The following is a 20,164-nucleotide window of genomic DNA, read 5'->3' on the forward strand; positions in this document are numbered from 1 at the left end:
CATGCCGGGCACGCCGATATCCTGCGCGAGAGCCTCGACGGCCGGACCGGGTTGCGCGCCGAACACGAGAAGCAGATCGACGAGGAAGCCCGTGCTGCCTACTGCGCGAAGATCGAGCAGGCCGCCAGGTCGGCCGCACCAGTCAAAGCTTAGAAGTTGTCTCACGTGACTTGATGTTCGTGCGGCATGATGCCGGTCGTGGGTGCTGATCTGTCGAAGCGTCTGGTTCCTGATGAACTCTGGGAGCTGGCCGCCCCGTTGCTGCCGTCGTTCGCTGCTCGTCCGCAAGGTGGTGGAACCGCTCCGTGTGACGAGCGGGCCGTGTTCACGGCAGTGGTGTACGCGCTGACCAGCGGCTGTGCCTGGCGGCATCTGCCGCCGACGTTCGGCACGTCGCCCGCCACCGCGCATCGCCGCTTCACGGTATGGACCGAGGCCGGCCTGTGGCGCCGGCTGCACCGGGCGGTGCTGGACGAACTCGGGGCCCGGGGCGAGGTGGACTGGACCTCGGCGATCGTCGACGCGGCCTCCGTCCGCGCCAAAAGGGGGGATCGCTGACTGGGCCGAACCCGGTCGATCGCGGCAAGAAGGGCAGCAAGCTGCACGTGCTGTCCGATGCCCGGGGCATCCCGCTCGCCGTCGGCGTGTCCGGCGCGAACATGCACGACAGCCTCGCCCTCAAGCCGCTCATCCGCGGCATACCCGCCGTCCGGTCCCGCCGGGGACCACGGCGGCGCCGACCCGTCAAACTCCGCGCGGACAAGGCGTACTTCTCCGCCGAACACCTGGCCTGGCTGCGCGAGCGCGGGCTCGTCGCGCGCATCGCGCGGCCCGGCATCGAGTCCGGCGAACGCCTCGGTCGGCACCGCTGGAAGATCGAACGGTCGATCGCCTGGCTCTTCGGCTACCGCCGCCTCACCGTCCGATACGAACGAAAGGACTCGCACTTCCTCGCCTTCCTCGGCCTGGCCGCCGCCCTGACCTGCTACAAGAAGCTCGCGAAACTTGCCACGTGAGACACCCTCTTAGTGTCAGGTATCACGCGTCTACTGGTTCTGCAGGGGCGATATTTCACAGCGACGATGGCGCTCAGTACGCATCGAAGGATGTCGCGAACGTGTGCCGTGAAAACGGCGTGACCAGATCACGCGGGGCGGTCGGAACCTCGGCGGACAAGGCCGGGGCCGAATCCTTCAGCGCAAGCCTGAAACGGAGACATCACAGGGAAGGAAACACTGGCCCGGAGCGCGTGAGGCCCGTCTTGCCGTGTTCCGGCGGGTCACTCGCTACTCGCCCACTGACGAGAACCTGTACCGATCTCAATCCGGGGGACCACCACAGCAAAGAAATCGCCCTTCGCACTCATGGGACGAATTCTAATCAGATCCGCCGGCCCAACCCCTAGACTATTCCTGGCACATGCTTGCATGATCCTCTACGTCGACAGGTGTTGCCCGGCAGGCGCAGGGGCGTGGACGGCGTCCGGCCCGCCACCTGCTGAGTACGCCGCAGCGTCTCCTGCGGTCGCAGTCTCATGCCAAACCCGGAAGACCCCCACTCGTGCAAGATCGCCCCAGTCATGGTCACGGCATCCCCTGCAGATGGGCAGGGGCAGTCTGCTCGTTTGGGAGCCGTGTCAGTCATCTCCCTGCATCTTCCCCGGTTCATGGCACGGTTCGAACCGAGGATGAGCGGCGTCGTGGGCGAAGACTCATCGCGAATCCCCAATCCCGACGCTGCCCGACAACGCCGCCGACACCGCGCAGTTGCTCCCTTCTGTCTGTGCATGGATCGCTCGGCATCCGAAGGCCGGCCCGCGGTCCCTGGCCACCCGACCCGGAGCCGTCCAGGCATCGGCTGCACCGACCCTCATCTTCAGTCCTGACGGTTCTGGAGATCAATCACGATCCGAGCCGAAGACTCTCTCGCGGGCGTCCTTCCCTGAGCGGGGCAGACGCCGGAGCAGAATCATGCAAGAGGAAGGGAGGATAGTTCTACCATTTCTCCAGGTCAGAGCGATTCAATGGAATCACCCGTCCTCCTATGGAGCGGGAAATTGCCTGTCCACCTGCAAATCCCACCACATCGCAAGGGTCACAGCATGAAGACGGTTCTGATCACTGGTACCTCATCCGGATACGGGCGGGCGACCGCCCTCTACTTCCACTCGCAGGGGTGGAACGTCATCGCCACGATGCGCACGCCGCGTGCGGACGTCCTGCCCGAGTCGGAGCGGCTACGCGTCGTCGAACTCGACGTGACCAAGCCCGAGTCCGTCACCGCCGCGTTCGAGGCAGCGGGGCCCATCGACGTCCTGGTCAACAACGCGGGTGTCCCGTCGATCAGCGTGTTCGAGGGCACCCCCATGGCCCGGGTGCGGGAAGTTTTCGAGACCAACACGTTCGGCGTGATGGCGACGACACAGGCGGTGCTGTCCCAGTTCCGCGAGCGCGGCTCCGGCGTGGTGGTCAACGTGACCTCCAGCGTGGTGCTGGGACACATGCCGCTCTCGGCCGTCTACAAGGCGAGCAAGATGGCCATTGAGGGGTTCACCGCATCCCTCGCGCTCGAGCTCGCGCCCTTCGGTGTGCAGGCGAAGACCGTCGAGCCGGGAGCCTGCCTGACGACAAACTTCGCAGCCAACGCGATGAACGGCATGCCGCTGGACGAGCTGGTTGCGGCGCCCTACGCACCGTGGGCGAAGAAGACCATGGACGGCTTCACGGGCCAGGACTTGTTCACCAAGGAGAGCGACGTCGCCGAGACTGTATGGCGAGCCGTGCACGACACGACCGGCCAGCTGCGATTCCCGGCCGGTCCCGACGCGCTCTGGCTCGCCCAGGCAAAGTGATCAACCAGCTCCAGCGGGCCGTCGCGGCCGAAGGTGTCGACCTCGGCATCTTCGCGACCGCCCTCGTCGAGGCGAAGCTGTCGCGGCCTCCGTACCTCACGGATCCCGTCGTCGCACAGTTTTGACCAGCAGTCGGCCCACTGCGGAATCCGCTACCACCTGGACACGGCACGGCTCTGAGACATCCGTACACCCAGGAAACCGAGGCCGTGCCGACCTCGCCGTCGCCGGAGCGAGACCGGCGTGATACCGGTCAGCGCGTCGCTGCACGCGCGGGTCGATCTCTCCTGAGCGTCGGCCCGCGCAATCTGCCCGCGCCACCTCATCGGCAACAGCGTCATCCGCCTCCTGCGCCACCCCGACCGCTGCCATGGATCTCTTGAACGCACCCTGCTGCCCCGACCTGTGTCGACCCGGCAGAGGCCGACGCGGAGATCAAGTAGCTGCCCGAAGCGGGGTGGCCAGGGGCGCGGGCGGCCTTGCGGATCTGGGCCGGGGACCCGAACCGTTCCAACAACGTAAGCGCGGCCGGATGCTGCGACTGCGGCCCCCGTACTCGTTCCAGCGGGGGGATCCTGGGTCAGCCGGCCGTGGAGCCGGTTCGCAACCCGGGTGGCCTCGCCGGCCATGTCGTCATCGAAGCCGACGATCATCTCCAGCTGGGCGACCGTCTCGTCCTCACCGTCGATACGCGGCTGCCACTTACGCGGCGGCGGCGTCCACCAAGCCGTCCTCGGCGTGGCCCGGCTGCGCGACCTGACCCTCGCCGGGTAGCCCCACCTTCAGCTAGCGCCACTCCCACGCCTTCTTCGACGTCCAGTCGCGTCCCGGCCGATCATGGTCGTGTCATGCGCTTTGTGCGTGCGCCGTGGCCGTGGTGGCGCGGATGGGCAGGTGGCCGTCGCGCAGTCGGCGTCCGTTGCGTCCGTTGTTCACCGCGACGAGCTCGGCGAGGATGGACAGGGCGCTCTCGGCGAGGGAGGTTCCGCCGAGGTCGAGGCCTGCCGGGCCGTTGAGGCGGTCCAGTCCCGGGATGTCGGCCAGGCGTCGCAGGCGTTGTGCGTGGGTGGCCCGGCTGCCCAGGGCGGCGATGTATCCGGCCGGGCCGGCCAGGGCGGCGCGGATGGCGCGGTCGTCGATGCGCGGGTCGTGGCTGAGCGTGATGACCGCGTCGTCGGCGTGGAGCGGGTGGCGGGTGATCCAGTCGTCGGGCCAGGCGCGGATGGTCGTGACGGTGTCGGGGAAGGCCCCGGCGGCGATGTGGCCTGGCCGGGGGTCGAGGACAACGGTCCTGCGGTGCAACGGGCCTGCCAGGGTGGCCAGGATCGCTGCGAGATCCGTGGCACCGACCAGCAGCAGCCGCGGCCGTCTCGTCAGCTCTTCCACGAAGGCGGGTCCGTTGTGGGGCAGTTGATCCGTGCCGGCGGCCACCGACCAGGTGTACGGGGGCTGAAGAGCGACCCGTACCGCGAGTGGACGGTCCTCGGCCAGTGCCGTGGTGATCGCGGAGTGAACCGGCTCGGGCGGCGCGGCGGCGATCTGGACCCGCAGTTCTCCGGCACAGGCCGGCGTGTCCTCCCAGGGCAGCGGGTGCTCTGGTTCCCGATGACGGCTTCGGCTTGCCGGCCCGTCGTTGCGGGTGAGAATCTCCGCAACGCCCCACGCCCGTACCCAAAGCAAAGAAGACACGACCCACTCGTCAGACTCAGGATCGCCGGCTGTCGGGGCGTCCGCATTCCCTGCAGAGGAATTCCGTATCACCCTCCACGCTTTTCCTCTACGTGTACGAGCACCGCGCCGGGCAGTACCTCGTCGGTCGGTCGATCTGTCCGTCACCGGCCACTTCGCGAAGGGCGATCGAGGAGTTCATCGGACGCGTCGCCGGCAGTGAGGGCGGGCGGTGCGGTGTCGTTGTGTGCGAGGGCACCGAGAGCCGCTTGCACGTCGGCGATGACCGGCGGCTGAAGCAGCAGGCCGAAACCAGGGCCGGATGTTCCGGCTCCATGTCGGGTTGGTGGGGTGTGGGGGCTGGTCGGCATGCGCGCGTGCTTCACGGCAGGAAGCGGGCGTTCATTCTCAGGCTGGAGAGAATCGTGCAAGGGCCCGGGAGCATCTGTCTAACGTTTCCGCAGGTCATGTGGGTTGAATGGAGTCACTGGAATCCAGGAGCAAGCCACTGGGCTCGCCCTCCAGGACACACATTCACATTCCTCCGCCCGCAGAAGAAGGTAGTCATGAGCGTCAACTACGGATTCAGCGCCACCCTGACCGCGAAGCCCGGGCTGGGCGATGAGTTGGTCGGTCTGCTGCTGACCGGGCTGGATGAGGGCAGCCCGGGTGCGAGTGAGTACTGCGTTGTCTACCTCGTCTCCCGTTCCGCCTCCGACTCCGACGTGGTCCATGTCATCGAGGGCTGGACCAGCGAGGAGGACCACCACCGGGTCTTCGCCGGTGAGGCCGCCCAGGCCATCGTGGCGCGGATCGACCCGCTGCTGGCCAAGGAGTCCGAGTACACCGACCACGTACCGGTCCGCGGCAAGGCCACCTTCTGAAGACGGCCGGCCGGTTCTTCCTCGGCCTTCGCGATCCGGCCCTACGGCTCCGCGAGTCCGAGGATCCCTCGGGTCCGGCGGCTGCGCTGCTGCCGGATCCCAGCCCGCCTGCGGGCACGGTCAACCGGCGACAGCACGTGTTGACCGGCCCGCTTCCTTCCCGATCACCTGGCACAACCCGACGAAAGGTACCCGCCATGGCCTCGACACGACCCGGCCTGGATTCCGAACTGCGCGCGCTGCTCGCCGACATGCCCCTGCGGTCCGAACTCGACTCCGAAGCGCTCGCACAGATCCGCCCCTACTCGTCGATGCCGGTCGAGCCCCTGCTCGTAGATCGTGCAGTCGAACGGCGTGACGTCACCGTATCCGCCGCGGACGGCGCGCGGATTCCGCTGTCGGTCTTCAGCCCCGCCGGAACCGAGAGCTCCACCGGGGCACCGTGCGTCTACTGGATGCACGGCGGCGGGATGGTCATGGGGGACCGCTTCTCGCAGATCGACATTCCGCTGGAGTGGCTGGACCTGTTCGGCGCGGTCGTCATCTCCGTGGACTACCGGCTGGCGCCGGAGGCCACCGGCACAACCCTGGTCGACGACTGCTACCAGGGACTGCTCTGGATCGCCGAACACGCCACCGAACTGGGCATCGACCCCGCCCGCATCGTCGTCGCGGGCGCCAGCGCCGGCGGCGGCCTCACCGCCGGGGTCACCCTCCTGGCCCGCGACCACGGCACGCCAGCGATCGCCGCCCAGGTCCTGATCGGCCCCATGCTCGACCACCGCAACACCACCACCTCCAGCCGGCAGTACTCCGGCACACCCGGCGTCTGGACCCGCGAGATGAACGAGTTCGGCTGGCGCTCCGTACTCGGCGACATCGAGGACGACCAGGTGCCCGTCTATGTCTCACCCGCGGTGGCCGACGACCTCTCAAACCTGCCGACCACCTACATCGACGCAGGCTCGGCCGAGGTCTTCCGCGACGAGGACGTCGACTACGCCACCAGGATCTGGGCAGCCGGCGGCCAGGCAGAACTGCACATCTGGGCGGGAGGCTTCCACGGATTCGACGCCCTGTTCCCGAAGGCCGCGGTCTCCGCCGAGGCGCGACAGACGCGCAACGACTGGCTCACCCGAGTCCTGACCCCCGCCCCCGCCAGCGAGACCGAGAAGGACTGAAAACGTGGGGGCCCGACAGCCCCGCACCACAGTCAACGACAAGCCGGCCGACGGATCGAGCGCCGGCCGACTCCGATGCCCCGCCGCCGAGCGACATCGCCTCGCGTCTCCTCACCTCGCAGTGCCTGCAACCAGCGTCCATCAATGACGCCCGCTGTTTCCCGACACGCACCACGAACGTTCTCCAGCACCCTCCCGGAAGATGCCGTAGGCATGGGAGATGTCGGTGGAAAAGCCCTCTGTGACGACGCTCTCCCAACGCATCCGCATTCGGCAAGTACGGCGGCCACAGAATCTCAAACCACGCGCCACCACATGCATAACCGCATGACACCAGATACAGAACCAGATCTCCTGTTCTCGCGCAGTCTGTGGCACCGGTCACCGACACGCATACACCCCCGTCCACGACATCGCACTCCACAAACGGATCCTCACACTCCCACGCGTGCAGCCCCAACCCGCTTATACCGCCCAAATAGTCAAATACCCTCACGAGGACAAAACGCTTTTTAGGTATTAAAGGTGAGTGCGGGAAGCCGGACGGCGAGGCCTGCGGGATCAGGCAAGCATCCGCCAGCTTTAGGCAGCATTTTCTCCCCCCGAGCTGGTTAAATTTCAATCGACAACCGCCCGTCCAGTACGGCCAGTTGGCTTGTGTGGGCGGCTCGTACGTCGATCGGACCCGTTCGAAGCGGCACAGATCGACTTCGAATAGAAGGAGGTACTGCTGTGAAGCGAACAAAACTCCGGACAGTTAGTCTGGGGCTCGCAACGGTTGTTGCAAGCCTCGGCCTCATGGTGCAGCCCGCCACCGCCTCGGCAAGCGTCCAACCCGTCTCGGCAAGCACCGGGGACGCGGGGGTCATGGGGACCGTCTACTATATCAAATGGAACGGTTACGAAGGGCAGATCGATCTCTCGCCTGGTAACGGTAAGGAAGCCTGGGTCTGGGCTTATAACGGCGGCAGGTACCCGGTCGAGGTCCGCTACCAGTTCTACAGCGGCAACGTAGCGTCGACGGTCACCACTCTGTTCCCCGGCGAATCAAAGGCGCTGGACAGCAACTCGGACATCTGGCGAATGAGGTTCACTGAAGCCAACCCCTTCGCGAGGGACAACAAGGATTCCGGCTGGCTCGGAGGAAGTAGTTAATGCCGACGGCGTTTGACTCAGTGTTCGCGGCCTGGAGTTTCGCGGCTGCGGAGGTCTGGAATAAAAGAGATTCCTCATGACCTCCACTTGAGCCTGCAGAGCCGCCGAGTATGGCTTTGGAAGCTGAGCCAACAATAGGCACCGGATCCGACGAAGACGATCAGGCAGGCACGCTACGGGGGAGCACGAATTTGAGTTTCGTACCACCAAATTCATGACACCCACGGTGGTCTGTTCGCGCAGCAAACTGAACTACGGGTCGCCGTCGGTCTGAGAGTACGGCGAAGCCCCGTCAACTCCCTCCATGAGAGTTGATGGGGCTTTCGATTTGAAAACGGCCTCGGACATGGATACCGAGGCCGTCCATCCATGCCCCGGCCCGCCGCACCGTCAGCTCGAGGTCCTTGACGCTCACACTGACCTTGCCATCCCGCACGGTCTCATCTGCATGCGCAGCCATCGCGGTTCCGGCGACGGCGAGGCCATGAAGATCACCCGTACCGGGCCGGCGGCAGTGCGCACCCCGGCAGGGCGGGTGTCGTTGCGCGGGCACGCCGACGCGCGTCAGGTACGGCGATGCCGACCAGATCGTCGGCGGAACCAAGGCCGTAGACCTGGTCCTCCCTCACCTCACCGGCACCCCGCCCGCCATGTCTGCCCTGGCCTCGACCACGATGGACTACACGGAGCAGGAGGCGGAGGGCCTAATGGTGGACGCCGTACTACTGGACCCCGGCTTCTCCGTGCACACTTGCGCGCTCATGCCACCCGCAGGGCTCGCCTGGCTGGAGACCGCCCCCATGTCTCCGCCCGTGGAAGTCGCCGTACGGGCACTCGCCGGCGACGGGGACGACCGGCTCTCCAACCTGCCCCCGCCGCAGCAGATCACCGCGATCGCCGATCCGGCCGACGCGGTACGGCACCTGCGACAAATTTGCGCCGTCGCCTCCCGCCCCTGACCACCAGGCCCGTCCCGGCAAGGCCCGGAGCGGTCAGGGCTTCCAGCGGTGGTTTGTTGACGGCGGGTCATGGCCGCAGTGGGCCGGTAGCAGAGGAACGTCGCCTCGCCGCCTGGGAGCTGTGATGACTCGCCGTGTACCGTGTCCGCCCGCTCCAGGCCCGCTGGAAGCATACGCTGCACGCTTCGATGACCTGTTCTCCACCCTGGCACAGCGCCGCGGCTTTCGGGAGTATCTCGCGGGGCTCCTGCTGTCGCGGGACCGCAACAAGACACTGACCTGCCTGGCTGGCACCGAACCCGTCGTCGGTGCCCAGCACGCCTCGGTGCAGCGCCTGCAGTTCTTCCTGTCCGAGTCGACGTGGGACCACGAGCAGGTCAACACCCGCAGGGTGGAACTGCTGCTGACCGATCCCGCGACCGCGCCGCACCCTGGCGGCGTGCTGGTGATCGACGATTCGGGGGACCGCAAGGACGGGAAGATGACCGCGCACATCGGTCGGCAGTGGCTGGGCCGCCTGGGCAAGACCGACAACGGCATCGTGACGGTGACCACCTGCTGGGCCGACGAGAACCTCTACTACCCGCTGCACGCCGTGCCCTACAGCCCCGCCCATCACTTCCCCAAGGGCAAGAGTGACCCCGGCTTCCGCACGAAGCTGCAGATCACCGCCGAACTGGCCTGCACAGCCAAGGCCGCCGGAGCGACCTTCCGAGCCGTGGCCGCCGACTGCGCCTACGGCGACCAGGACGGCTTCCGCAGACAGCTCGCCGCGGCGGGACTGCCGTTCGTCATGGCCCTCAAACCGAGCTACGGCACCTGGGCCTACGGCAAGGACACCTACACCCCCGCCGACGCTGCCCGCGCCCTGACCTGGAGGGACCCCGAGAATCCAGGGGACTGGACCCCGGTCGAGCGGACCTTCTGCGACGGACGTGCCGAGACCTGATGGGCCGCCGACGCCCGCCTCGGCTGGTGGGGTCCCGACGGCAACGTCCGCCTGGTCGTCGCGACCACCGACCCGGCCGCACTGCCCGCGCAGGCCACCCACTTGATCTCGCCGTCAACAAACCACCGTTAGTAGGGCTTGGTCAGGTTCGCTCTGTGGTGGTGTGTCTGTTTGATCGGGTGTGTCGTTGAGCGGGTGTGATGGGTGGGGAGTTGGCTGCGGTCCGGTGTGATCTGGAGGACTTCGCGGCGGAGGTGTTCGAGCCGTTCTCGCGGGCGGATCAGCGTCGGTGGGGCGGGGTGTATCTGCGGGGATTGCTGCTGGACGCGGCAGTACATGGGCACTGCGGGCAAGGTCACCAACTGCCAGGCCGGGGTGTCGCTGCACCTGGCCTCCGACCGTGCCTCGGCGGCCGTGGACTGGCGGCTGTTCCTGCCCGAGAGCTGGGACCACGCCTCGCCGAAGGCGGACCCCGCCAGGACAGCCCGCCGCGCGCAGTGCGGCATCCCCGCCGGGGTCGGCCATGTCGAGAAGTGGCAGCTGGCCCTGGACATGATCGACGAGACCCGGTCCTGGGGCATCGATGTCCCGGTCGCTGTCGCCGACGGCGGCTACGGCTACGGCGATACGGCAGCCTTCCGGCTGGGCCTGGAAGAACGCGGGCTCAGTTATGTGGCGGGAATCTCCACCACGACCACCGCCCACCCGCACCAGGCACGGCCGCACACCCCGTCCTACAGCGGCCGCGGCCCGAGGCCCCAACCCGTCTGCCCCGAGCCGGCCAGGACCGTGAAGAACCTGGTCATCGCGGCCGGAAAACAACCTGCCCGCCGACACACCGCCAGCCACCCTCGTGCGCACCGCGAAACTGCGCCGGCGCATCGAGCACGACTACCGCGAGATGAAACAAGCCCTGGGCCTGGCCCACTTCGAAGGACGCACCTGGAGAGGCCGACACCACCACGCCACCCTCGTCTCCGTCGCACACGCCTTCTGCACCCTCCAGCGCATCACCCGGTCCCCAAAAGAGACGGCGCCAGCCTGAACCTCTACCGGGTCGCTCGCGAAATACAGCTTCTTCTCGCGGTCTGGACCGGCGCCTGCCCCACATGTCACCGCAACACATCAGAACCCATACCAACCTGACCAAGCACTACTAGGCCGTGTTTCAGAAGTAGCGTCGTCCGCCCGCAGGGCGGGCCCCGCGGCGTCCGGTGCGTGCGATCGCAAGGCGGAGGATCGCCCGTGTACTGGACGTACTCGGGCGACTCCGACAACGCAGCGAGCGTGCGTGCCGGGCGTCGCGGGGCAGACGGGACTTCTGAAACACGGCCTAGTACTTGCTGATCTCCCAGAAGCGGAAGACGGTCGAGGCGTCCAGGGTCCACTCCAGGCCGGAGATGTCGTCGTGCGTCACCGCGTACTGCTTGCCCTGCCACAGAGGCAGGATCGGCAGGTCCTCGGCCACGTGGTCCTGGAGCTCGCCGAAGGACTCCTTGGTGGCGCCCCGTTTGGCGTGGGCGGCGGTGTCGGGGATGATCCGGCCGGTGATGTCGTTGTTCACGTAGCCGTTCTGCAGGACGCCGTCCTCGCCGAAGAACGGCTGGGTGAAGTTCTCCGGGTCGGGGTAGTCCGGGACCCAGCCCTTCACGTAGACGCCGAGCTTGCCGGCCGCGATCTCTTTCTCGTACTGCTCGAAGGGCAGAGACCTGACCTCCGCGTCGATCAGTCCGCTCGCGTTGAGCTGCTTGGCGATCTCCCGGAACTCGCCGTCGGTGGCGGGGCCGTAGCGGCTCGGCGTGGACCACAGCGTGAGCTTCACCTTGTCGGTGACGCCCGCGTCACGCAGTGCCTGTTCAGCTTTGGCCGGCTGCGGGGCGCTGCCGTACACGTCGAAGAACGCGGTGTTGTGGGCCGTGATGCCGGCCGGGATGATCGAGTACAGGGGGATGGCCGTGGAATGGTAGACCTCGCTGACGAGGGCGTCACGATCCAGCAGGTACGCGATGGCCTTGCGCACCGGGAGCTGTCCGGCCACCGGGTCCTTCATGTTGAAGACCAGGTGCTGCACCTCGGCGCTGGTGCCTTCGACAACTTCGATGCCCCGGTCCGCCGCGGAGGTGGAACCTTCCAGCTGGGAGATGTCCCGCGCGGACAGTCCGCGGTAGGCGACATCGATGTCACCCTTCTGCAGCGCGGACGCCAGCTTCTTCTGGTCGCCGTGGAACAGGTCGAGGGTGATGCCCGAGTTCTTCACCCGCGCCGTACCCCGGTAGCCGGGGTTGACCGAGAAGACCGCCTTCGACGTGTCGAGGGAATTCAGCATGTAGGGCCCCGACCCGACGGCCTTGCCATCCTCACGCAGGCTGTCCGCCGGGTACTTGCTGTGGTCCACGATGGAGCCGGCTCCCGAGGCGATCTTGTTGGGGAAGGTGGCGTCGGGAACCTTGAGCTGGAAGACGACCGTTCGCGGGTCCGGGGTGGTGATCTTCGCGATCGTGGAGAGCAGCGGCGCGGGGCCGGCGGGGTCGTTGATCCTGATCGCCCGGTCGAAGGAGTACTTGACGTCCTCGGAGGTGAGGCTGTTGCCGTTGGTGAAGGCCAGGCCGTCGCGGAGCGTGCACCGGTAGGTTCTGCTGCCGTTCTCGAACGCACAGGACTTCGCCGCTTCGGGCTGGGGGGTCGAGCCCCCTCGGGGAAAGCTGAGCAGGGACTGGAAGACGTTGTTGAACAGCAGCCAGGACCCCGGGTCGTAGCCCGAGGCCGGATCCGCTGCCAGGATGTCGTCCGACATGCCCACGACGATTGAGTTGTCGGGCTTGTCAGTGCCTCCTCCGGTCTGGAAGCCGCACCCGCTGAGCAGGGCCACCGCGAGACCAGCCCCGATGGGAGCACTTGTCCACCGTTTGCGTACGTTCACAGAACTGCCTCATGCTTTCTGTCGGCCGTGCGAGGGCTCGCGCGTGGCCGGAATTGATCTGGTCCGGCGTGGCGACCGCCTCGGCGTTTTCCGTACCCGATGCCGCCGTGACCTTCAGCTGGATCTCGTTGTAGCGGCTACTCAAGACGGCCAAGGAATCGGCCAAGTCCGCAAGGTCACCATGTGCCTCCATCAAGCCCATGCAGAGCCTTCCTCGACGCACCCCTTCAAGAGCATCCAGCTGGGCCTGCGCATTGTCGACGTCCGTCAAGATCCGCTGCGCCAGTGGTACTAGCAGTTCCCCAGCAGCCGTGAGGTGCACCACTCGGGTGGTGCGATTGAACAAGACGGCTCCTACGTCCTTCTCCAAATTCGCGATCCGCTGGCTCAGGGATGACTGGGTGATGTGGCTCTGCGCGGCCGCCTGAATGAAGCTGCGCGCCTCCGCGAGGGCCAGAGAATCCCTTAAACGTCGTATTTGCATTGCTAGCAAAAATCTCCGTGAACACAGGAATACGTGGCTCCCCAGGCGTGGCCCGACTCGTCGGCAAAGCCACGTCACTGCTATGGGAAGTCAATCCGATGAGGCTTACACCTCTGGTGACCACCGAAAGCCCTTCCTCGGCACAGCGTGCCTCACATGAAGTCGTGAGGCACACCTGGCCCTTCCCGGCTCAATACTGGTGACGGTGGTCATGGTGCGGTGCTTCTCCTTACGGTGGTCTGAATGACGAGCGTCCGTGTTGCCCGAAAAGGCATCACAATCGGTGTTGAATCCAGAGACAGGTTCGCCTATTTGGAGTTCCCTACGCTTCTGTCATCGGTTATGGAACTGCCCCGTCTTGTCGGATTCGGCGGCGGACGGACGTCGGGCATCACGCGCGTTGCCCTGCGAAAATAATCAGCCGGTTGAGGTGGAGACAGAAAGAAGCGTATCCAACCCGGGGGGAGAAAGTGCTGCCCAAAATTGCCGGATGCTTGCCTGATCCTGCTGGCTTCCCTCCGGCTTCCCCGTGGCCGCCGAGTTCACTGCAACGCTTAAAGAGCGTTTTGTCCCGGCGGAGGTGTTTGGTAAGGCCGCGCCCGGCCACCGCAGCACAGACGTTCAGGTGACCGCGCATCCCTGTGCCGGAGAGAGCGATTCGACGCGCCGGCACCTGGGTCATACCCCTGGTTCCATGATCGACCGATGTTCCCACCGGAGCCGGCCACCACATCGGCTACGGCAGCCCGTCCCAGCTCAGCCGGAAATACCGCCGCCGTCTCAGCACGCAACCTTGGGAGTATCGATTCCCGCGAAGGTGGTGAAACGATTTCTTCTGCATCTTTACCGGTGGGGTGTAAGCCCTGCTGCGTTCGCTGCCCAGCGAATGACGTCCTGGCTTGGCGGTGCGCCGAACTGACGGCGATATTCCCGGCTGAACTGGGATGGGCTTTCATAGCCGACACTGTAGCCAATATGTGCGATATCTTTAGGGTGGGACGCCAACAGAAGACGAGCCTCGTGGAGCCGTATCTTCTTTTGGAACTGTATGGGGCTCATCCCTGTAACAGCTTGAAAATTACGGAAGAAGGCGGAGGAACTCATACCAATGAGTTCTGCCACGTCCTCCACTCGGAACGAATCTCTATAGTTCTCCCGAATCCACTGTACGGCTTTGGAGATGTGGGAAAGCTTGCTGTCGGCGAGACCGATCTGGCGGACCGTCGCGCCCTGCTCGCTGGTGATCAGCCGCCACAAGATCTCCCGTTTGATGAGCGGTACGAGCATGTCCATGTCGCGAGGTTGATCGAGCAGGCGCAACAGTCGCACGACGGCATCGAGGAGTTCATCGGACGCGTCACTTACAGCGATGGCGGGCGGTGCAGTGTCATTGTGCGGAAGAGCGCCGGGAGTCGCTTGCATTAGCACGTCGGCGACGGTCGACGGCTGAAGCAGCAGGCCGAAACCCAGGGCCGGATGTTCCGGGTCGCCCTCCGTGAAGTGGCCGGTGACGGGCAGATCGACCGATGCGACGAGATACTGCCCGGCGCGGGCGTTTGGCGCCTTGAGCGATCAGCGCCATGAGCGTTCCGGTCATCGATGCCGACGGCGAGTCAGACTTTTCCGCGCGCCCGATCAGCACGCCCTCAATGGAGGTGGTTCCGTCGGCTTGGGCGTGACGGGCCAGCAGGGCGCGAAGCTCATTCAGCAACATAGCTTGATTTAAACATTCCGGTAGAGGCCGAGTCCAGCAATCTATCCTCAGGAAAGAGTGCCGGAGAGGGAAAGGAAGGGGCCGATACAGAACCCGACTGTGGGTACTCCAGACCGCCAACCTGCCCGCGTGTCGGCAAGTATGCATGAGTCGCCACCGAGAGCGGGGAGTACGAACGCGGATCCCTCGTGAAGCGCCGCGAGAACGGCACGCCCCTTCGGGGGGGGGGGGTACGTAGCCGCACTTCTGCTGTGCCGCTTTAGGCACGCATCGATCCCAGCAGAGAGAAGTGAAGCTTGCCGGAACGAAGAGCTCGGTTAGACATACTAAATTTCTCAACCAATCAGGGGCGGGAAATAGTGCAATGGTTCCGCGATTTAGCCCCGTGTCCGTTTGGCGGTTCAATGAATAAGTAGCCCGAAACACCAGGTCGGGCACCGATCATTCTGTCCCAGAGAGACCTCGTGGTCGACAGAGGCGGTCCCGTGGGCACACCACCGGAATCCGCATTCCCATGCAATTGCGCTCACCAGGAAAAAGGTAGAACAATATCCGGGTCTCCTTGCAAGGTTCTCTTCCATCCTGGGGAGTACCGGCCTGATGCCCCGCCACGCCAGGAAAGGAATCCCCGTGGTGGTGAGGACGGCAGGGCGCAGGGATGTGGCACCCTAGGCTCGCCGCCCTCTGTTCCAATCCAGATTGCCGGCCTGTCAAGAATTCTGATGACAACGCTGGAGGGCGCCCGCGGTTCCTGACCCGGCCGCGCTACTCGCGCCAGAGCCAGGTGGTCCGCTCGTACAGCGGCCGGAAGCCGGTGCGCAGCATGTTGTGGAGGGAGGTGTTGTGGTCACCGGGAGATTCCGCTCCGGTCTCAGCCACGAGCCATCGGCAACCTGCCGCCTTGGCTGCCCAGGCACGGATGGCGAGCAGTGCCGAGTGCGCGCCGCGGCCGCGGCCTTCCGGGAGCGTCGCTCCGCCGAACATGTCGGCACAGTCTCCGTTGATGAAGATGCTCCCGACGGCGATGATCCGCTCACCGTCCCGAACGGCGTACTGTTGCCAGTTCGGCTTGCCCACACAGGATGCGGCCATGTCGATCATGTCGGGCATGTCAAAACCGTAGGCGGTCATCATGACGGTGGCCCACTCGTTTGCCTGGTGTGGTTCGACCAGTCCGACGTGCAAGCTGGGATCGAGCGCGGCGATGCCGTCGCCCGCGGTCAGCATGGTCTCCGTGTCGCAACCCAGCTTGACGTAACTACGTCCGTTCGTGAGGTCCAGCTCGGCGACGGTCGAGGCCCAGTCCGGTGGCAGCAACGGCGGCGCGATCATGAACGCGCCCTGGGACACACCCTGCTTGCGGTAGAAGTCGCAGACCTGTGCCAGAACGTCGGCGGTGATCGCCTCGCCGTCGCCGAACCCGCCGGCCCGGTTGAAGAAGCGGCTCGGGTCCTCGCGGACCGCCAGTGCGAGCACCGAGCCGATACCCAACGAGTCGATACCCAGCGCCTCCCGTACCGGCGCCGGCGCGCCGGCCACGAAGTCGACGTATGCCCCGATCTCGGTCTGCTCGGCCAGGCTGAGCGGCACAGTGGCTTTCACTTCCGGTTTCCCATCTCTTGTTCGTGTATGAACTCCAGCACAGCGGAGGCGAATTCGTCCGCCTGCTCGATGTGCCCAAAGTGGCCGCTGTCGCGCAGCTCGCACAGCCGTGCGTCCGGCATTCCGGCGTGCATCTCGTACGCGAAGCGGGGCGGGCAGACGAAGTCGGAGGTGCCGACGATCACCAGTGTCGGCACGTTGATCGTGCCGAGCCGGTCCCGTACGTCCCAGCTGGCCGGGAGCCGGTTCGGGTCGTGGGTGACCGGCAGGGCGAGCTCGCCTACCCGTTCCACCGTCTTGCGGTAGTCGGCGAAGTAGGCGGGCAGGATGCCGTTCATGTAGCGCCCGAACGACTCGTCGTCGGCGATCTCCATCGTCTGTGACAGATGGACCGCATCCCACATTCGGCCTGCCTCGACCGCCTCCGGCCGATCCGCCCAGCGCTGGGCAAAAGACGCCATCTCCTTGGTCGCGGCCGCTCTCTCGTCCCGCCCGTTCGCGGGCACGGTGTCGTGGAGGATCAGACCATCAACACGGTCAGGGTGGTCGAGGCCGAACTGGAGGGCGACGAAGCCGCCATGTGAGTGGCCGAGGAAGTACCCGGTGGGGGCGCCGATGTCGTCGAGTACGGCTTCGGCGAAACGCGCATAGCGGGACACGGAGTAGTCACTGTCCGGCAGCAGGTCACTGTCGCCGGAACCGACCGGGTCCAGGTACACCAGCGTCAGTCCGCGTTCCAGCCCGGGTATCCGCAGGTACCCCGGGTGCACACCCGGACCTCCGGAGTGCACAAGGCACACGGGACCCTCACCGGCGATGCGGTACACCTGCCGCACGCCGCCGACAACGACGGTCCGTGCCTCACCTACAGCGGCCCCCGCACGCCGCCCGGCGCCCGGGACTGTGGTTGTTGCTCTCATACCCACAAGATGCGGTGAGGACCGGGAAAGTTCGATCGCTCCCCGGACTCGTTTCAGCGGCGGCGCGGATGGTAAAGGCGCACCTTGGTGACGCGGCCCCGGTCGAGGAAGTGCACCCACACGACACCCGGTGGGCAGTGGAACGGGTTCTCCCGCGGGTTGAGCAGGGCAGCCTCCCAGATGACCACCTCGCGGCTGGCCACCACGTTCCGCAGCTCGTGCCGTACTCCGGCGGACACATCACGATCGAACGCGGCGGGCAGGTAGTCGATGCCCGTGCGTTTGCCCGTGGGCCATGTCACATCCGTCTGTGGTGACCACCGGTCGGAGAGTGCCGCGGCGAGTTCGCCGCGGTACGCAGACATCATGGTTTCCTCGGCCAGCTTGCGGTGCTGTGCGTTCAGGGCGGTGGCATCGTCGTGCACCCGATCGGCCGAGTTCAGCAAAGCACCCGCCAGCTTCGTGCGCGCCTGGTTGAGCCGGCTGCGCACGGTGCCGACCGGCGTGGCAGACAGCGCCGCGATGTCCTCGTAGGACGTGACATCGGTGAAGTAGCGCAGCATCGTCACCAGCCGCAGGCCGGGAGACAGGTCCTCCAGCGTGGTCCAGAGCCAGTCCCGCAGCGCGTGTCGGTCGAGGACCTCCGCCGGGTCCGGTGGGCCGCCCGACTGGTCCATCGCGACGGCCTGTGCGGGTTCGGCTATCGGAACCGCCGACATCTTGCGCAACTGCGCTCGACATACGTTGCGCACCACCATCCGCAGCCACGGACCAACCGCATCCGGATCCCGTACATCCCCTATACGGCGCAGCGCGATAAGCACCGCCTCCTGCACAGCATCCTCGGCGTCCTGGCTGTGACCCAACAAGCCCAGCGCGACCGCGTGCATACCCGCTCGGTGTCTGGCGAGGAGCAGGCCAAGACAATGGGCGTCGCCCAAGTGTGCTGCGCGCACCAGTTCGGAGTCCTGAGGCGCTCCGCTCTTCAGAAGGTCGTCCACCCCGCAATAGTACGCAAAGGCTTTACCAAATCCTCGTCATGTGCGATGCCTGGGGGATGCAGCGGCCGGCCCCAGCCCCTGTCCAACTGGGACGCACTAGATGTCGTAGCGGCCCGGGACGCCGAGGTTGACGTGCTTCATCGGAGATAGCCTGGTGGGTCCTCGTGCAGGACGTCGTGCCCACGCTCCAGCGCGGGCAGCGCCCGCAACTCGGCCTGGATGTGAACAAGTTGTGAGGCGCGCCGATTGATGCGTCAGCCCGCACATGTCCATCAGCCTGTGCGGCAGCTCCTCGTCCGCCCAGAACTCCCCCGTGACCGCCACCTGCACCGACGCACGCGGCTCCTCGATTGAATCGGCGCACGATGCGTTCATGTACTACGGCGCCCAGTCCACTCGCCCACAATCTGCGATCAGCAAGGTTCCCGCCTATATCGACACCACCGACGGATCCGGCCATGAGCCATGGCTAGCTCTGTTGCAGTACTAGGACTCGCGTTTAACCGAGGTGTCCAGAGGCGACACGGCCTGCGAGTTACAGCCACCAGCCCGTCGGCGGAAGCACAGGAAGCGGGGATATGAGATGGCTAAGGGATGCTCGGACTCGCGGAGCCGTAGGGCCGGATCGCGAAGGCCGAGGAAGGACCGGCCGGCCGTCTTCAGAAGGTGGCCTTGCCGCGGACCGGTACGTGGTCGGTGTACGCGGACTCCTTGGCCAGCAGCGGGTCGATCCGCGCCACGATGGCCTGGGCGGCCTCACCGGCGAAGACCCGGTGGTGGTCCTCCTCGCTGGTCCAGCCCTCGATGACATGGACCACGTCGGAGTCGGAGGCGGAACGGGAGACGAGGTAGACAACGCAGTACTCACTCGCATGCCCGGCCCGACGGGGCCACCGCCATCAACGGCGTCCTCGTCTCGAAGGTCGAACGATCAGATCCGTCGATGCCCTCAATGTCCGGCACAGTCCTGGCGGTCATCGCCCAGGGCGCCAAACGCCGTGCCCTGGGTGACCGGGTATACGACTACGGGCCCGGGCAGTACCTGGTCGCGTCCGTCGATCTGCCCGCCACGGGGCAGTTCACCCGGGCTGCCCCCGAGGAGCCGGCGCTGGGGTTCGGTCTCGTGCTGGAACCGTCCGCCATTGCCGAGCTGCTACTTGAAGCCGGATCCGGAGACACGCCCCGCGCCAGTGGCGGCGCACCGTCGGGAATCTCTGTGAGCGACGCTCCGCCGGCACTGCTCGACGCGGTCATCCGGCTGCTGCGCCTACTCGACGAGCCCCACGACCTGGCCGTACTGGCCCCGCCAGTCAAACGTGAGGTCCTGTGGCGTCTGATCAGAGATGAGCAGGGCGCGACGGTCCGGCAGCTCGGCCTGGCCGACAGCAGCCTCAGCCACGTCTCGCGCGCCGTGCGCTGGATCCGCGAACACTACGCGCAGCCCTTCCGGGTCGAAGACGTGGCGCAGCGTTCCGGCATGAGCGTCTCCGCCTTCTACGGCAATTTCCAGGCAGTGACCGCGATGAGCCCTATCCAGTTCCCAAAGCAGATCCGGCTGCAAGAGGCGCGGCTGCTGCTCGCCACCCACCCCGGCGACGTCACCGGAGTCGGCCACCGTGTCGGCTACGACAACCCCTCCCAGTTCAGCCGGGAATACCGCCGCCAGTTCGGCGCACCCCCGAGCCGGGACGCCGCCCGCATGCGGAGCGCCGTACGCACACCCGCAAGCGTCCTTCCCTGAGCCGAGCATGCCGCACAGGAGGATCGTGCAAGGGTCAGCGAGGATCGGTCTACGTTTTCCGCTGGTCACAGCGGTTTGATGGCAACGCTGGCTCTCCTGCAGAGCAGGAAAATGCCGCCCCGTCCCTGGATCCCA

The 20,164-nt window shown here is 66.0% G+C and carries 16 protein-coding genes and 7 pseudogenes; 14 read left to right on the forward strand and 9 right to left on the reverse strand.

Annotated elements, in window-relative coordinates; all coding sequences use genetic code 11:
• The 5 genes and pseudogenes from ACFV6H_RS26720 to ACFV6H_RS26740 all read left to right on the forward strand — a co-directional run.
• Nucleotides 1–153, forward strand: a pseudogene (locus ACFV6H_RS26720) (type I restriction endonuclease subunit M); the annotation flags it as partial.
• Nucleotides 154–198: 45 nt separating this feature from the next.
• Nucleotides 199–1,016, forward strand: a protein-coding gene (locus ACFV6H_RS26725; RefSeq protein WP_385546740.1) for an IS5 family transposase whose coding sequence is annotated in 2 segments (ribosomal slippage) — nucleotides 199–541 and nucleotides 541–1,016 — 819 coding nt in all. Because the reading frame shifts where the segments join, the coding sequence is not laid out codon by codon here.
• 41 nt (nucleotides 1,017–1,057) lie between these two features.
• Nucleotides 1,058–1,293: pseudogene (locus tag ACFV6H_RS26730) on the forward strand (IS3 family transposase); the annotation flags it as partial.
• An 808-nt stretch (nucleotides 1,294–2,101) separates the two neighbouring features.
• Nucleotides 2,102–2,851, forward strand: coding sequence for an SDR family oxidoreductase (locus ACFV6H_RS26735; protein WP_385546743.1), 750 nt, complete (start codon nucleotides 2,102–2,104; stop codon nucleotides 2,849–2,851).
• Entirely contained in the window at nucleotides 2,848–2,976 is a 129-nt protein-coding gene (locus ACFV6H_RS26740) for a hypothetical protein (protein WP_384988226.1), read from the forward strand. The genes ACFV6H_RS26735 and ACFV6H_RS26740 overlap by 4 nt, the downstream gene beginning before the upstream one ends.
• Before the next feature lie 344 nt (nucleotides 2,977–3,320).
• Here the strand turns inward: ACFV6H_RS26740 and ACFV6H_RS26745 are convergent.
• A pseudogene (locus ACFV6H_RS26745) lies at nucleotides 3,321–3,540 on the reverse strand (IS110 family transposase); the annotation flags it as partial.
• Between ACFV6H_RS26745 and ACFV6H_RS26750 the strand changes: the two are divergent.
• Nucleotides 3,479–3,625 (forward strand): hypothetical protein, encoded by a 147-nt coding sequence (locus ACFV6H_RS26750; RefSeq protein ID WP_385546747.1) that lies wholly within the window; start codon nucleotides 3,479–3,481, stop codon nucleotides 3,623–3,625. The pseudogene ACFV6H_RS26745 and the gene ACFV6H_RS26750 overlap by 62 nt on opposite strands.
• A 72-nt stretch (nucleotides 3,626–3,697) precedes the next feature.
• Here the strand turns inward: ACFV6H_RS26750 and ACFV6H_RS26755 are convergent, their stop codons facing one another.
• Entirely contained in the window at nucleotides 3,698–4,540 is an 843-nt protein-coding gene (locus ACFV6H_RS26755) for an XdhC family protein (protein ID WP_385546750.1), read from the reverse strand.
• Nucleotides 4,541–5,085: 545 nt separating this feature from the next.
• On the opposite strand from ACFV6H_RS26755, the gene ACFV6H_RS26760 reads away from it, so the two are divergent.
• The 6 genes and pseudogenes from ACFV6H_RS26760 (at nucleotide 5,086) to ACFV6H_RS26785 (ending at nucleotide 10,692) form a co-directional block, all read left to right on the forward strand.
• Nucleotides 5,086–5,403, forward strand: a complete 318-nt coding sequence (locus ACFV6H_RS26760) for a putative quinol monooxygenase (RefSeq protein WP_384975526.1) — start codon at nucleotides 5,086–5,088, stop codon at nucleotides 5,401–5,403.
• A 197-nt stretch (nucleotides 5,404–5,600) separates the two neighbouring features.
• Complete coding sequence (locus ACFV6H_RS26765; protein ID WP_385546753.1) at nucleotides 5,601–6,584, forward strand: alpha/beta hydrolase; 984 nt, start codon at nucleotides 5,601–5,603, stop codon at nucleotides 6,582–6,584.
• Between the two features lie 732 nt (nucleotides 6,585–7,316).
• The gene (locus tag ACFV6H_RS26770; protein WP_385546755.1) at nucleotides 7,317–7,739 is read left to right on the forward strand and encodes a hypothetical protein; all 423 of its coding nucleotides are present in this window, start codon (nucleotides 7,317–7,319) and stop codon (nucleotides 7,737–7,739) included.
• Nucleotides 7,740–8,389: 650 nt separating this feature from the next.
• Complete coding sequence (locus ACFV6H_RS26775) at nucleotides 8,390–8,698, forward strand: hypothetical protein (RefSeq protein WP_385546758.1); 309 nt, start codon at nucleotides 8,390–8,392, stop codon at nucleotides 8,696–8,698.
• 124 nt (nucleotides 8,699–8,822) lie between these two features.
• Nucleotides 8,823–9,647 carry a transposase gene (locus tag ACFV6H_RS26780; protein ID WP_385546761.1) on the forward strand — a complete coding sequence of 275 codons (825 nt, stop codon included), beginning with the start codon at nucleotides 8,823–8,825 and terminating at the stop codon, nucleotides 9,645–9,647.
• Nucleotides 9,648–9,847: 200 nt separating this feature from the next.
• Nucleotides 9,848–10,692, forward strand: a pseudogene (locus ACFV6H_RS26785) (IS701 family transposase).
• Nucleotides 10,693–10,980: 288 nt separating this feature from the next.
• Here the strand turns inward: ACFV6H_RS26785 and ACFV6H_RS26790 are convergent.
• The 6 genes and pseudogenes from ACFV6H_RS26790 to ACFV6H_RS26815 form a co-directional block, all read right to left on the reverse strand.
• On the reverse strand, nucleotides 10,981–12,567 hold the full coding sequence (locus tag ACFV6H_RS26790; protein WP_385546764.1) for an ABC transporter substrate-binding protein: 1,587 nt from the start codon (nucleotides 12,565–12,567) through the stop codon (nucleotides 10,981–10,983).
• Complete coding sequence (locus ACFV6H_RS26795; RefSeq protein ID WP_385546768.1) at nucleotides 12,470–13,051, reverse strand: LysR family transcriptional regulator; 582 nt, start codon at nucleotides 13,049–13,051, stop codon at nucleotides 12,470–12,472. The genes ACFV6H_RS26790 and ACFV6H_RS26795 overlap by 98 nt, the downstream gene beginning before the upstream one ends.
• 843 nt (nucleotides 13,052–13,894) lie before the next feature.
• Nucleotides 13,895–14,765 (reverse strand): annotated as a pseudogene (locus ACFV6H_RS26800) (AraC family transcriptional regulator N-terminal domain-containing protein).
• A gap of 765 nt (nucleotides 14,766–15,530) precedes the next feature.
• The gene (locus tag ACFV6H_RS26805; protein WP_385546771.1) at nucleotides 15,531–16,367 is read right to left on the reverse strand and encodes an N-acetyltransferase; all 837 of its coding nucleotides are present in this window, start codon (nucleotides 16,365–16,367) and stop codon (nucleotides 15,531–15,533) included.
• Nucleotides 16,364–17,287 carry an alpha/beta fold hydrolase gene (locus tag ACFV6H_RS26810; RefSeq protein ID WP_385546774.1) on the reverse strand — a complete coding sequence of 308 codons (924 nt, stop codon included), beginning with the start codon at nucleotides 17,285–17,287 and terminating at the stop codon, nucleotides 16,364–16,366. Before ACFV6H_RS26810 ends, ACFV6H_RS26805 begins: the two co-directional genes overlap by 4 nt.
• A 53-nt stretch (nucleotides 17,288–17,340) precedes the next feature.
• Nucleotides 17,341–18,288: an RNA polymerase sigma factor gene (locus ACFV6H_RS26815; RefSeq protein WP_385546777.1), complete on the reverse strand. Its 948-nt coding sequence runs from the start codon at nucleotides 18,286–18,288 to the stop codon at nucleotides 17,341–17,343.
• Between the two features lie 265 nt (nucleotides 18,289–18,553).
• On the opposite strand from ACFV6H_RS26815, the gene ACFV6H_RS26820 reads away from it, so the two are divergent.
• Nucleotides 18,554–18,778 carry a hypothetical protein gene (locus ACFV6H_RS26820; protein WP_385546780.1) on the forward strand — a complete coding sequence of 75 codons (225 nt, stop codon included), beginning with the start codon at nucleotides 18,554–18,556 and terminating at the stop codon, nucleotides 18,776–18,778.
• Nucleotides 18,779–18,947: 169 nt separating this feature from the next.
• Here ACFV6H_RS26820 and ACFV6H_RS26825 read toward each other — a convergent pair.
• Nucleotides 18,948–19,160 (reverse strand): annotated as a pseudogene (locus ACFV6H_RS26825) (putative quinol monooxygenase); the annotation flags it as partial.
• On the opposite strand from ACFV6H_RS26825, the pseudogene ACFV6H_RS26830 reads away from it, so the two are divergent.
• Nucleotides 19,160–20,029: pseudogene (locus tag ACFV6H_RS26830) on the forward strand (AraC family transcriptional regulator N-terminal domain-containing protein); the annotation flags it as partial. The pseudogenes ACFV6H_RS26825 and ACFV6H_RS26830 overlap by 1 nt on opposite strands.
• Between the last annotated feature and the right edge of the window lie 135 nt (nucleotides 20,030–20,164).

The sequence above is a fragment of the Streptomyces sp. NPDC059743 genome, from assembly GCF_042732975.1.
In the GTDB taxonomy this organism is placed as follows: domain Bacteria; phylum Actinomycetota; class Actinomycetes; order Streptomycetales; family Streptomycetaceae; genus Streptomyces.

Coding starts and splice junctions, on each gene's coding strand:
- ACFV6H_RS26760 (WP_384975526.1), top strand. CDS start 5,086: ATGAGCGTCAACTACGGATTCAGCGCCACCCTGACCGCGAAGCCCGGG.
- ACFV6H_RS26750 (WP_385546747.1), top strand. CDS start 3,479: ATGTCGTCATCGAAGCCGACGATCATCTCCAGCTGGGCGACCGTCTCG.
- ACFV6H_RS26735 (WP_385546743.1), top strand. CDS start 2,102: ATGAAGACGGTTCTGATCACTGGTACCTCATCCGGATACGGGCGGGCG.
- ACFV6H_RS26775 (WP_385546758.1), top strand. CDS start 8,390: ATGTCTGCCCTGGCCTCGACCACGATGGACTACACGGAGCAGGAGGCG.
- ACFV6H_RS26780 (WP_385546761.1), top strand. CDS start 8,823: ATGACTCGCCGTGTACCGTGTCCGCCCGCTCCAGGCCCGCTGGAAGCA.
- ACFV6H_RS26810 (WP_385546774.1), bottom strand. CDS start 17,287: ATGAGAGCAACAACCACAGTCCCGGGCGCCGGGCGGCGTGCGGGGGCC.
- ACFV6H_RS26765 (WP_385546753.1), top strand. CDS start 5,601: ATGGCCTCGACACGACCCGGCCTGGATTCCGAACTGCGCGCGCTGCTC.
- ACFV6H_RS26795 (WP_385546768.1), bottom strand. CDS start 13,051: ATGCAAATACGACGTTTAAGGGATTCTCTGGCCCTCGCGGAGGCGCGC.
- ACFV6H_RS26820 (WP_385546780.1), top strand. CDS start 18,554: ATGTCCATCAGCCTGTGCGGCAGCTCCTCGTCCGCCCAGAACTCCCCC.